General features: G+C 70.8%; 11 protein-coding genes and 1 pseudogene. 7 read left to right on the plus strand and 5 right to left on the minus strand.

Features of this window, described 5'->3' with window-relative positions; genetic code table 11:
• Positions 1 to 56 precede the first annotated feature (56 nt).
• From ACFRMQ_RS07645 to ACFRMQ_RS07660, 4 genes are all read right to left on the minus strand, one after another.
• Complete coding sequence (locus tag ACFRMQ_RS07645; protein ID WP_380728029.1) at positions 57 to 1,619, minus strand: conjugal transfer protein TrbL family protein; 1,563 nt, start codon at positions 1,617 to 1,619, stop codon at positions 57 to 59.
• 35 nt (positions 1,620 to 1,654) lie between these two features.
• A complete protein-coding gene (locus ACFRMQ_RS07650; RefSeq protein ID WP_380728031.1) occupies positions 1,655 to 2,344 on the minus strand; it encodes a hypothetical protein in 690 nt (229 codons plus the stop codon).
• The gene (locus ACFRMQ_RS07655) at positions 2,345 to 2,653 is read right to left on the minus strand and encodes a DUF6112 family protein (protein WP_380728056.1); all 309 of its coding nucleotides are present in this window, start codon (positions 2,651 to 2,653) and stop codon (positions 2,345 to 2,347) included.
• 92 nt (positions 2,654 to 2,745) lie between these two features.
• On the minus strand, positions 2,746 to 3,873 hold the full coding sequence (locus ACFRMQ_RS07660) for a C40 family peptidase (RefSeq protein WP_380728033.1): 1,128 nt from the start codon (positions 3,871 to 3,873) through the stop codon (positions 2,746 to 2,748).
• Positions 3,874 to 4,304: 431 nt separating this feature from the next.
• Between ACFRMQ_RS07660 and ACFRMQ_RS07665 the strand changes: the two genes are divergently transcribed.
• The 7 genes and pseudogenes from ACFRMQ_RS07665 to ACFRMQ_RS07695 form a co-directional block, all read left to right on the plus strand.
• Positions 4,305 to 5,054 (plus strand): DNA-methyltransferase, encoded by a 750-nt coding sequence (locus ACFRMQ_RS07665; RefSeq protein WP_380728035.1) that lies wholly within the window; start codon positions 4,305 to 4,307, stop codon positions 5,052 to 5,054.
• Positions 5,055 to 5,167: 113 nt separating this feature from the next.
• Complete coding sequence (locus ACFRMQ_RS07670; protein WP_380728037.1) at positions 5,168 to 5,926, plus strand: DUF317 domain-containing protein; 759 nt, start codon at positions 5,168 to 5,170, stop codon at positions 5,924 to 5,926.
• Positions 5,916 to 6,818: a DUF317 domain-containing protein gene (locus ACFRMQ_RS07675; protein ID WP_380728039.1), complete on the plus strand. Its 903-nt coding sequence runs from the start codon at positions 5,916 to 5,918 to the stop codon at positions 6,816 to 6,818. Before ACFRMQ_RS07670 ends, ACFRMQ_RS07675 begins: the two co-directional genes overlap by 11 nt.
• Positions 6,752 to 7,681 (plus strand): DUF317 domain-containing protein, encoded by a 930-nt coding sequence (locus ACFRMQ_RS07680; RefSeq protein ID WP_380728041.1) that lies wholly within the window; start codon positions 6,752 to 6,754, stop codon positions 7,679 to 7,681. The genes ACFRMQ_RS07675 and ACFRMQ_RS07680 overlap by 67 nt, the downstream gene beginning before the upstream one ends.
• 148 nt (positions 7,682 to 7,829) lie before the next feature.
• Complete coding sequence (locus ACFRMQ_RS07685) at positions 7,830 to 8,636, plus strand: hypothetical protein (protein ID WP_380728043.1); 807 nt, start codon at positions 7,830 to 7,832, stop codon at positions 8,634 to 8,636.
• 92 nt (positions 8,637 to 8,728) lie between these two features.
• The gene (locus ACFRMQ_RS07690; protein WP_380728045.1) at positions 8,729 to 9,910 is read left to right on the plus strand and encodes a DUF317 domain-containing protein; all 1,182 of its coding nucleotides are present in this window, start codon (positions 8,729 to 8,731) and stop codon (positions 9,908 to 9,910) included.
• A gap of 160 nt (positions 9,911 to 10,070) precedes the next feature.
• Positions 10,071 to 10,544: pseudogene (locus ACFRMQ_RS07695) on the plus strand (DUF317 domain-containing protein); the annotation flags it as partial.
• Between the two features lie 325 nt (positions 10,545 to 10,869).
• On the opposite strand, the gene ACFRMQ_RS07700 reads toward ACFRMQ_RS07695, so the two are convergent.
• Positions 10,870 to 11,817, minus strand: a complete 948-nt coding sequence (locus ACFRMQ_RS07700) for a DUF5655 domain-containing protein (protein ID WP_380728048.1) — start codon at positions 11,815 to 11,817, stop codon at positions 10,870 to 10,872.
• Between the last annotated feature and the right edge of the window lie 61 nt (positions 11,818 to 11,878).

Consider the following 11,878-nt stretch of genomic DNA (forward strand, 5'->3'; position numbering starts at 1 on the left):
GGGCTATCCCTCTTCCTTCCCGGAGGGGAAGCGGGGAGGAAGAGGGGGTCGGTCCGTCAGGCGGAGGGCGGGCCCGAAGGGAAGGTGAACCGCTGGGGGGTGTTGGTGTCCCTCGCCGGACCGGGCGATGGGGTGATCACCGGACCGAAGGCTGAAGTACCTGCTGGGCTGCCTGCCGGCGCGGGCGAGGCCGCCGGCGACGGTGCCGAGGGGACACGGGGCGAAGCGGGAGCGGATCCCGGGCTCGCGGGTGCTCCGGCCGGGGCCGGTGCGGAGCCCGGAGTCGACAGTCCGGGAGAGCGGGCCGCGGCGTGGGCGGCCGCTGCCGGACTCGACCCGGCGGACGCGGTGGGGCCTGAGGATCCGCCCGAGCCCGAGCCCAGGGACGTGCCGGAGCCGGTCGGACGGGTGACCAGTGCCCGGCCCTGGTCGCCGTCGCTGCGGTCGGTGTTGGGCCGCTTGACGAGCGGGACGCCTCCGTCGCCGCCGCCGGAGCGCTGCTGGCCGTACTGGAAGGAGGTGGGCGTCGCCTTGGCGAGCATGTCGGTGCTCGGGCCCTCGGGGCCCTGGCCACCTCCGCCACCCTGGCCGGCGCCGACGGACTGCATGCCGGGGACCTGCGACGGGCCTGCGGGGCTGCCCCCGGCCATCGCGGCGCCGCCCGCCGCTCCGCCGGAGGCGGCGCCCATCGCCATCCGGCCGCCCTTCTTCGCGGTGGCACTGGCGGTCTGCAGACCGGCGGCTGCGGACTGGTGGAGCCCGGCGGACTGGCCGTCGCCCGCCCAGTGGACGAACTTGTAGATCATGAACGGGCACAACAGGACGAGCGCCATCACGACGAGGCCGGCGATGATGTCGCTCATGGCCTGAATGCCGTCCTTGGTATCGGTGTTGCCGATCGCGGAGACGCCCACCAGCATGATGATCGTCATCACCAATTTGGAGAAGACCACGGTGGCAGTGGCCTCGATCCAGCGTTTGCGCCAGTCGCGGGTCGGTTCCCACGGGCCTCCGGCGGCGGCGAACGGCGCCAGGATCACCAGGATGAGGATCGACACCTTGCGGAAGATCATCATGCCCCAGTAGAGGATCGCGCCGATGGCGCAGCCGAGCGCCGCCAGAGCGGCAACGGCCCAGCCCAGCGGCGAGACGACCGAGATCATCGACACCCGGACGATGCGGCGCACCGCGTCGTCCATGCTGGAGTTGGCGATGGTGAACAGGCCGCGGGACAGCGCGTCGACCACCGCCAGGGCGACGCCGGTGAAACTCACCGCCGTGACGGCGAAGAGAGTGCTGCTGATGGTGGCGGTGACGGCCTGACCGAGCGCTTGTCCGTCCCGGCGCCAAGCCGACCGAACCAGCTGGAACGTGAAGGTCATCACCAGCATCACCAAGGCGATGGGCAGGATCAGCGCGTAGTTGTCACGGAACCAGCCGGCGCTGAGGTCGACGCTGGTGGTCTTGTCGACGGCGCGGCTGGCCAGGTCTACGGCGCTCTTCGCCAGCTCACCGCACGACTTGGCGATCCACTTGCCGATCGAGTCCGTGATGCTGTTGGACACGCCGCCGGCGACGTCGCAGATCAACCCCGCGCCCGGAAGATCACAAAAACCCATGGTCTTCTCCTCAAATAAGAGACGGGAAAGGGGAGTTAGGGGTAGACGGTGGGGGCGAAGGAGGCGAGCGCGCAATCGTTGCCCGGGCGGCACTGGACGGCCAGGGTGATGGCGCGGTCCTCGGCGCCCTGGCCGCCGCCGTCCCAGGCGACGGTCACCTTCGCGGTGACGGTGACGGCGTAGATGTAGGCCTCCGTGAAGGCAGCCGGGTTCTGCTGGATCGCCTTGGTGTAGGAGTCGGGCACGTGGGCGGAGGCCTGGCCGGCCGTGGAGGTCTGGCCGTTGTCACGCAGCCGCGACCACAGCACCGGGTCGGGGACCTGGCCGGCCACGGAGTCGCCGTCGGCGTACTGGCTCTCCGGGGTGAGCCACAGGCGCAGGCCGGACGCGAAGTCGGGCTGGGTGACCTTGCGGGAGTCGTAGGTCCACAGGGCCTGGGCGAACGCCTCGCCGAACTCGGTGGGGCTGCTCGTGTGCGGGGCGCGGGCGACGGTGGCGCCCGCCCCGCCGGGCGAAGCGCTGGCATGGGGTCCTGCCGGGATGCCGGCCGACGAGCCGGGCTGCGGCGGGGAGGTGGGCTGCGGGTCCGTGCGGGCGGCGTGGCCGCCGCCCGCCAGCCGGGCGAGGAGCCCGGCCAGCAGGCCGACGACCAGCAGCACGCCCAGCCCGATCAGCAGCCTGCGGCGGAGCGTCGAATCGGCGCTGTGGGACTTGGGCTGGGGCACTTACTTGACCTGCGTTCCCAGGGCCGAGAAGAAGGCGACCAGCCCGTTGGCGGCGCCCAGGAGCAGAGCGACGCCCGCAGCGACCATGGCACCCTGCTTGCCCTTCTGCTCGGCGCCGTGCGAACCACTGTGGTGGCCCCACGCCCAGACCACGCCAGCGACGCAGAGCGCGCCGACGGTCGCGACGACCGCGAAGAGGTTGATGCTGCTCACGACCTGCTTGAGGACGCTCAGGCCGGGAAGGCCGCCCTCGGCTGGGGTGACGCCGGGATCGTAAGCGAGGGTGGTGACCGCCTGGGCGGCGAGGATCAAGGACAAACGGTTCTCCAGAGAGAGGAAGGGCGTGCCGGAACGCAGAGCGGCGCCGCGCCGGCACGGAGAGGAGAGAGGGGAGGAGGCGCTCAGGGAGCGACTCGGCGGACCGCGATCACGCCGGATTTCCAGGAATTGATGCTGGCGATGCGCACGACGTCCCCGGTGTGCGGGGCGTGCACGACGAGGCCGTTGCCGATGTACATGCCCACGTGCTCGGGCCCCTGGGCGCCCCGCTCGGTGAACAGCAGGTCGCCGGCGCGCACTTGGTCCACCGCGACGGCGGTGCCCTGTTTCACCTGGTCGTAGGTGGTGCGGTCCAGAGTGATCCCGGCGGCCTTGTACGCCTGCTGCATCAGGCTGGAGCAGTCGCAGCGGCCCATCGGGTCGGGCCCGTGCGAGTTCGCGCAGGAGCCGCCCCACTGGTAGGGGGTGTTGAGCTGGCCGAGGGCCCAGCGAATCGCCGACTGCACGGCCGGAGAGGCGTCGCTGGGGATGGTGTAGCCCTCCGGCAGGACGCCCGGCGGGATGATGCCCCAGTCGGTGTTGGCGCCCGGGGGCGTGCACGAACTCGGCGCGGTGCCGGGCGCAGGGGGAGCGCCGACGGTCGGGGCCTTGAGAGCCGAACCGATCGCCTGCTGCAGGGCGCTGGCCAGCGGCTCCCACTGCGCGTACGCGTCGGGGTAGCCGCTCTTCTGCACCTTCTGCGCGGCGACGGTGACCGGCAGGTCCTGCCACCCGGGCACCTTGAGCAGCTCCTTGTAGAAGGCGGTGGACGCGTACACCGGATCCTGCAGCTGGGCCGGGGTGCCCCAGCCCATCGACGGCCGCTGCTGGAACAGGCCCAACGAGTCGCGGTCACCGCTGGACAGGTTCCGCAGCCGGGACTCCTGCATCGCGGTGGCGAGCGCGACCACCTGGCCGCGCGGCGGCACCTGAAGGGCGATGCCAGTGGCGACGATGGCCTGCGCCATCGGGATCTGCACGGTCGGCAACTCCAGCCCGGCAACCGGCGCGGTCGGCCCGGCAGCGCCGGAGAGGATGAGCGCGACAGCGGCCTGGATCGCGGCGGTATCCACAGCCTGCGGATCGCCGGTTCCCACGCAGGACCCGCCATCCAGCTCGCCTTCCTCCTGGGCGGCCATGGCCACCGGCAGAATCAGTGCGAACGGCGTCAGAAGAACGGCGGCGCCGAGACCGGCGACGGCCTTCTTCACACCGCCTGCCGCTGCTGCGCGCCCTTCCGGCTCGGGCCCGGCGGGCCATCGGAAGGCATGAAGAGGTGAAGTCCCGGCAAGGGGAATCTCCGATCGTGAGGTTGTGCAACCGGGGCGCGGAAAGGCGTTCCGGTGCACTTGCGAAAGAGGGGAAGTCGCGGCCGGCCAAGGAATCCAGATGGGGGTTCATCCGCCCATCCAGCCTGGTCGCAGCACTTGGCGACGTCTTCGAAGGTAGGAGCCGGAATAGCTATCGTGCAAGGAGATCGGAAAAATTCGCGGAAATTTCCGAACTCCTTGCAAAAAAGCCATTCCGGCTCCTACCTTCGAAGGAGACCCGATAGCGCCTGCGCTTCGGGCTCTTTCTATGCGCCGACCGCAGCCGGAATAGATCCGGCGGCGGATCCGCACACCCCCCTGATAGAGGACATTTGACCGACTACACCCTTCTCCGGGGCGATGCCCTGACCCTCCTGAGCGGCCTGCCGGCCGGAGCGGCCGACTGCGTCATCTGCGACCCGCCGTACAACAGCGGCGGGCGCACGACCCAGGAACGCGTCGGACGCAGCGCGAAGGCGAAGTACACCACCGCCGGCTCGAAGAACCAGCTCCCCGACTTCCCCGGCGAGAACAAGGACCAGCGGTCGTACGGGTTCTGGCTCTCGCAGCTGCTCGCCGAGGCCTACCGGCTGACCACTGACGGCGGCACTGCGGCCGTCTTCACCGACTGGAGGCAACTGCCCGTCACCACGGACGCGCTCCAGGCCGGCGGCTGGACCTGGCGCGGCATCGTGCCCTGGTACAAGCCGGCCGCCCGCCCACAGAAGGGCCGCTTCACGCAGAACACGGAGTTCGTGGTCTGGGGCAGCCGCGGCGCGATGGACGGCGACCGCAACCCCGTCTACCTCAAGGGCCTGCTGGAAGGCAGCCAGCCCTCGGGCAGCAAGCGCCAGCACATCACCCAGAAGCCCGTCAGCATGATGCGCGACCTGGTCAAGATCTGCCCGCCGGGCGGCCGGATCCTGGACTTCACCGCAGGGTCCGGCTCGACTGGCGTCGCCGCGATCCTCGAAGGCAGGAGCTTCCTCGGCATCGAACTGACCAGCCACTACGCGGACATCGCCGAGGAGCGCCTCGCCGAGGCCAAGCGAACCGCCGCCGCCGACCGGGACCCGGCGTAGCCACCCGAGGCACCTGACGGCCTCGACCGCCGACCCGGTCGAATCCGGCAGCGGCCCAGCGGCCCCGGACCACCCCGGGGCCGCCCCACCCCACCCGATGGAGCCACCACCCGATGACGCACACCACCCCGTCCCACGACATGCCGATGGCGGTCTTCCCGGGCTACCTCGCCGGCCCCGGCGAGGACCTCGACGCCCTCTTCGCCTTCACCAGCGGGCGAGACGACTGGCTGTTGACCGTGGAGGACAACAACCTGGTCGCCTGCCACGAGAGCGGGACCGGGATCGTGATCCTCGACCCGACCGAGGACAGCACCTCCCCCCGGTGGACCGTCGCCTCCGGCCGAGGCCGGACAAACGGCCTCACCTGGCACATCACCTTCGACGCGGCCACACCGGCCGAAGTAGTCATGGCTGCGGCCCGCCGCCTCGCTCACGGCACGGGCCAGCCCACCGACACCGAGCGCGAGCCGCACCTGTGGAGCCACACCTCCCACGCCGACACCCTCGACGCCCTCTACACGGAGGCAGCCCGTGCCCGCTGGAGCGCCGGCACCCGGTGCTGCAGCTCCACCCTCGACGCGCCCGACGGCACCGCCACCGTGCGGATCCACCTCGCCGCCGAAGGCGACGGCGACGCCCGCGACCGCGCCTACACCCTCACCGCCGGCGCCCGCGGCCACGAAGCGACCTGGTGGACGGCCGAGTTCAGCCGCACTGTGCCGACCAGCGTCATCATGGCTGCCCTGCGCACCGTCACCGACCCCGGCCGCTACACCCGCAGGGCTTCCCGGATCCCGATGCTCCACCGAGCGTCCCTGCGTACGCACCCGGTGGCCCGACGTCGCCCGGAGCCCGCCTGTGGCCGGTGACCAGCTCGACCCCAGCATCATCGTCGACGGCGAGCGGCACGTCGTGGTGAGCCCCGGCTACCTCGCGGGGCCCGGCCGCCCGGACACCGCCAATTCGGCCTTCGAGGCCTTCCTCGCCGAGCACCAGGGCTGGTCCCGGTACTCCTGCGACGGCGGAGACACCAGCGTCGCCGTCAGCGACTGCCTCACCGGCCGGATCCGGCTCGACCACGAGCCCGGCGACCGCTACTCCAGCTGGACGCTCGCCGGATACGAATCCCCAGCGGGCGAGCGCGCCTGGCACGCCACCTTCGACCTGGATGCCCCGCACGAGATCGCCCTCGCCGTCGCCAGCACCTTCTCCCACGCCCTCTCCTACAGCAGCCCCGCCGTAAAGGAAGAAGCGCTCTGGGGCAGGCAGAACACCTGCGAGACCCTGCTGGCCCAGATGCGCGAGTCCGACTGGCTGGACGTCAGCACCCCCTCGGAAATGGCGTTCCGCTCGCCCGACGCCACCGCCGGGCTGATCCGCTGGGACGGAGGAGCGTTCCACGACGCACCCTGGAGCCGCGACTACCCGGCCGGGGTCACCCTCTGGGCCCGCGGGACCGGCGACGACACCATCCGAACGGCGTGGCAGGCGCACTTCTCCAAGAACACACCCACTCGCCTGATCACCGCAGCCCTGGACCACCTCACCGACCCGCAGCCCAGCCTGCGGCGCCTCGCGGAAGTCCCCACCGCCCACCTCGGCGTGGTGGACGTCCGGCCCCACAAGGGCTCACCGCGATCCGCGGCCGCCACCGCCACCGGGCGCACCGCCCTGGCCGACATCCCCGTCGAACGGTGGAACGCCGCAGCCGCCGCAGCAGCACAGGCCGCCGCCAACCGACCGGCAGGAAGGACGACCTGAGCACCACCGCGCACCCCCGACACTGGACGGACATCGACGGCGACGTCCACGTCCACCCGGTCTACCTGGCCGGAAGCCTGCCCATCGGCGACCCCGCGCTCCAGCCCATCCTCGACCTGCCGAACACCGAACGGCACCACGACGACCTCGGCAACTTCTACGCCGCCACCACGGACGGGCGCATCCGCATCGGGTTCATCCCCGAACAGGACTGGAACACCCTGTGGAAGATCGCCGTAGCCCCGGCCCCCTTCTTCCCACCCCGCTGGGTCGCGAACTTCTCCGACGGCACCCCCATCGAGATCGTCAAGGCCGTCACCACCGAACTCGCCGGCACGTACAGCGCGGACGACGACACCTGGCTCGACGAGCGCACCGCCGGCCCCCTGGAGTGGATCGCCCCCTACGCCGCAGCCGGATGGACTCCCCAAGGCGTCGACCGCGATCACCTCACCCTGAGATCCCCGGACCGCCTGGCGAGCATCACCTACCGGCGAGCCGGACCCCGGCACACCGACGACGCCGAACAAGCCGGCCAGGACGGCAGGTTCACCATCGGCACCGTCAAGTCCGCAGGCTGGTACGGGAGATTCAGCGGCGCAACGCCCGCCCGCATCCTCCACGCCGCTTCCGCAGCAGTCCTCGACCCCGCACCCGTCCTGCGCTACCGGGGCGCGCTCGACCACTACGTCAAGCAGACGGCCACGATCACACCGCTCACCCCGCCCGCGCCCAGCCCACTGGACATCCAGCGCACAGCCGCCCGGCTGCGCTCGGTCACCGGCCGGCCCCAGGGCGCGCCGTTGCCCGGGCCGTCGACCGTCGTGTGGACCTCCACCACATCTGCTGCCCGGCGCCGCTGAACCACCGCGGCGGCCGAGCGCCGCCCTGGCCGGCGACACTGCGGACTCCACCGAACCCGGACACCTGTCGTCGCCGGCGAGGTCGCCCCGTAGTGCAACCCAGGACCGCTGAATACACCAATCGCGCCGGCTGCCTCGTCGGCAATCGGTGCTGGATCCGCCCAACTGCCGTCCCAGCAGGGGGGCCGACGGCCGGACGACTCGCAAGGACACCACCATCGCCTATTCGATTCCCACCTACACGTTCACCCGCTCGCCGGAGGGGCGCGCCGTCGTCACCGGACCCGGCTCCAGCTATGCGCTGATGGTGCTGGAGAAGCACGCGTTCACCGAACTGGAGTCCGGCGGCGACCGCATGGAACTGCGGCTTCCCGCCTCTTTCGACGAGGAACGGCAGAGCGCCACCGTGGTCGACGCGGCGAACGCCCTGCACGAGTTCGGGTTCGCCGTTGACCTCGACGCCAGGTTCGGCGTCCCGGCACCACCCACCGCCGCCTTCGTCACGACCCGCTCGCCCGACCCCGGCCGCGAACTCGCCGAGCTGACCGGTCGCCTCGCCGAGCCCGGCCAGGACCATGAGGCCGTGGCCCGGCATGCTGACGCCGTCTTCGGTGACGACGGCGCCCTGGCCCGCCTCGCCTCCTTCACCGGTGCCCTCGGCGGCTGGGCCGCCAGGCTCGATCACGTACCCGGCGACGACCTGTCCGACATCCTCGCCGAGCACGCCCGTGCCCTCGACCACATGCACAGGCAACTGCTCGACACCGCGGTGCGCATCAAGGCCCTCGGAACCCTGCACGAGGACGACCGCGCCCCGCACCCGAGGCGCCACGCGGCCACCGCCACCACCAGGGCCATCCCCACCACCGACAACCCGACCCGCGCCGAACCCGCCCCACCCGGCGGCTCCCGTACCCACGGAGGACCGACATCGCCGAAGACCCGGACACGCTGATCGACGTTGCCCCCGCCTACCTGGCCGGCCGCGAGCTCAGCAACGCGCCCTTCGAGCGGCTCGTCGATCAGTGGGGCTGGGGCCACAGCAACGTGCCGTCGCTGAGCCAGTCGTTCGCCTGGAGCCCGGACCACCGCGTCCGGCTCGCCGACGGGCAGCTCGACCCAGGCGCCTGGTGGCACATCGCCGCCTCGCGGGAGCCACTCGCCTCGCCCCAGTGGCAGCTCGCCTTCTCCAAGCAGGCCCCGTCCGAGTTCGTTGCGGCCGTCGCCGAGGAACTCGCCCGCACCGGCTCCGGCGTCGACTGGACCGGTGAGGGCCACCCTGCCCTCAAGGCTCCCACGGACCGCCGGACCATGATCCGCACGCTCCAGGACGCCGGCTGGCGCAGCACCTACCACGACGGCCTCCTCGACCTGGAGGCCCCCGACCGCCTCGCCCGAGCCCAGATCCGCATCGACCCGCCCGGCGACGCGCTCGACCTGATGGTCCGACCCCATCTGTACGTCGAGATCGGGCCCCGCGGCAACGGCGGAGAGCCGCCGTTCTGGCAGGCCATGGCGACGACCGGCACGCCCACCATCGTCGTCGACGCGCTCGCCCGCGCGCTCACCGACCCCACGCCGCTCAAGCGCAACCGCGACTGGCTGCACGAGGAACTGCTGGAGCACCTCGGCGAGCAGGCCACGAGCGACAGCCCCGAGAGCACGGCGGCCGACCAACGCCCGGCCCGGCCCGGGGTCCCGCCGTACACCGATCAAGACCTGCTCGCCATCGCCATCGATCTGTCGGCGGAGGCGATGGAGTCCATCGAGGACTTCCAGGACGCCGACATGATCGGCGACCAGATCATCTCCAACACCCGCACGACCGTGGGCCGGACATGGAACGACCTGCCCAACGACCAGAAGCACCTCGCGTACACCCTGGTCACCGACATGGTCGTCGATGCCGCCCGCCGTGCACCCGTCCTGTTCGGCCGCGAGCCCGAGACTGGCTCGGCCCCCCCGTCGGACCAGCAGGCTCCCGACGCCGCGGGTCGAAACCCCGCTCCGGGACCTGTGGTTCACCAACGAGGACCTCCGAGTAGCCGCAGCGTGGGTGAGCGAGCGCAGGATGTCCTGGGACTCCTCGGCGCTCAGCGACGCCATGTGGGACCAGATCATCCCCAGTACCTCAGGTCACGCCGAACCCCGAACGTGGGGAACCCTGCCAAAGCAGCAACGGGAGGAAGCGAACCGCCACACGGAGAAGCTGATCAAAGATGCGGCTGAACGCGCCACGCTGCTCTTCGAGCGGCCGAGCGGACCCGAGCCCCTGGCCCTCGTAAGCCCGCTCTACCTCGCAGGACCCAGCCACCACAGCCGCGACCTCGCCGCAGCGCCGCTTCGCGACCGAGGCTGGACAGTGACCCAGGAACCCGATGGCGCAACGGTGTACACCAGCCCGTGCACACAGGTGAGCGCGAGATCCAGAACCGACAGCACCGGGACCTCCTGGACAACAGTCCACCACCAGACCGGAGCTGGCGGAGAACGACGGTGGTCCTCCGCGGACAACCGCACACCACCGGAGGTGGTCGCCGCCCTGCACGAAGCCCTTGCCGCCACCCTCGCATCCAGGCCGGACAACCTGTTCCGCCCGACCTTCTCCAACGTGGAAGCCCTCGACCACGTGATCGCCTCCGGGTGGGACAACAGCGTCAGCAGCCGCCGCCTGCTCTGCTGGACATCGCCGGACGGCGAAATGGCCAGCATCTCCCGCTGGATCAAGCCGGACCACCAGGAATCCGACTGGGTGATCAGCGGCGGCACCCTGGGCCCAGGCCGGAAGGAAGGCTGGTACCTGAAGATGCCGGCGGACGTGCCCGTGAATCTGCTGGTCGGCATCACGAAGGCCCTGACCGACCCCACGCCCGTGGCTCGCCTCGGACGAGACCTTGCCTCCGAGCACCTCGTCACCTTGCCTCCGAGCACCTCGTCTACCTCGACGTCCGCCCGCTCGAAACCCGGCACCGATCCACGTCGCCGGCCCGGATGGCCGCTGCCCGGGCCCGATCCGCCACGACCGCGCACGGAGAGCCCAAACCCCGCCCGAACACTGCGGCCGCCGAAGACAACATGGCGCAACAGCGCACGCGGTGACCAGAATGGGCCCGTGCCGTTCCGTCGACAGAGGGCGGAACGGCCCCGGAACTCCTACTGCGGCAGGGAACCCGGGCCGTCCAATGCACTTATGCAACCGCCTCGTACGAGGCACGAAGCAGCGGCATCGCTCGGTCGAGGTCATCCACGGACCCGATCCGCACCTCCAAGTCGCCCGTCCCATGGTGGCCGATGCCCGAGACGTCGCGCGTGAACCCGGGCTCCAGCTCCACGGACGTCGGAGCCAGACGGAGGTACAGCCGCAGCCCGTTGGAGAGCACCTTCACCGTCACGAAGTTCCCACCCCGGCGGTAGGCGATGTAGTGCCGCAGCTCGACGCTGTGCACGTCCCCGAGATCCAACAGCCGTCCGTCCAGATCGGTGTACAGCTCCCGAACCGCCGCCACCGCGCCAGCCAGCCGCTGGGAGACTGCCGAGTGTGCCGCGGGTGCGACTGCGGCGCCCGTACGTGCCGCTCGAGCACCGGAGCCGGCGGTCGAGACCACCAGATCGAGCGACAGCAGGCCGTCGCCGAAGCGCCGGTACTGGACGAGATCGATGCGGCGATCGATCTCGCGGACGGCGTGCTGGTCGTACCGGCTGAACTCCGCGGCCACGCAGATGATCCGCGGGCTCGTCCAGTCAACTGACTTTGCGACCTCCGGGCCGAGCTTCTGCGCCACCAGGGACTCGAAGCTGTGCCTGTGGTCGCGCAACCAGGACAGGTAGAACAGCCCCTGATTGATCACGTTCTCGTCCCGGGACCTCTTGTACTCGATCACCACCGGGGAGCCGTCCTCGTCCAGACCGAGCGAATCAATTCGCCCACCGTGTACCGGGCCGGTCGACACCTCTGTGTCCAGGAAGCGCACGCCGAGCATGGCCGCCATGTTCCGCTCGATGTACGACTGCAGGTGCCGCTCCAGGGCGACGGTGGACCCCACGATCTCCTCCACGTGGTCGCCGTCGGTGCGAAAAATCCTCAGTGTCATGGCCCCCACCCCTAGATGAATGAGTCCGATGTTCTCAGTGGTCATAGGCGATGAGTGAGCGCTTGATCGTGGCCCCGGTGTTCCAGTTGTGCCAGATCGCGGCGGC

Origin of the sequence: Kitasatospora sp. NPDC056783 (genome assembly GCF_042789895.1) — a bacterium.
Lineage (GTDB): Bacteria > Actinomycetota > Actinomycetes > Streptomycetales > Streptomycetaceae > Kitasatospora.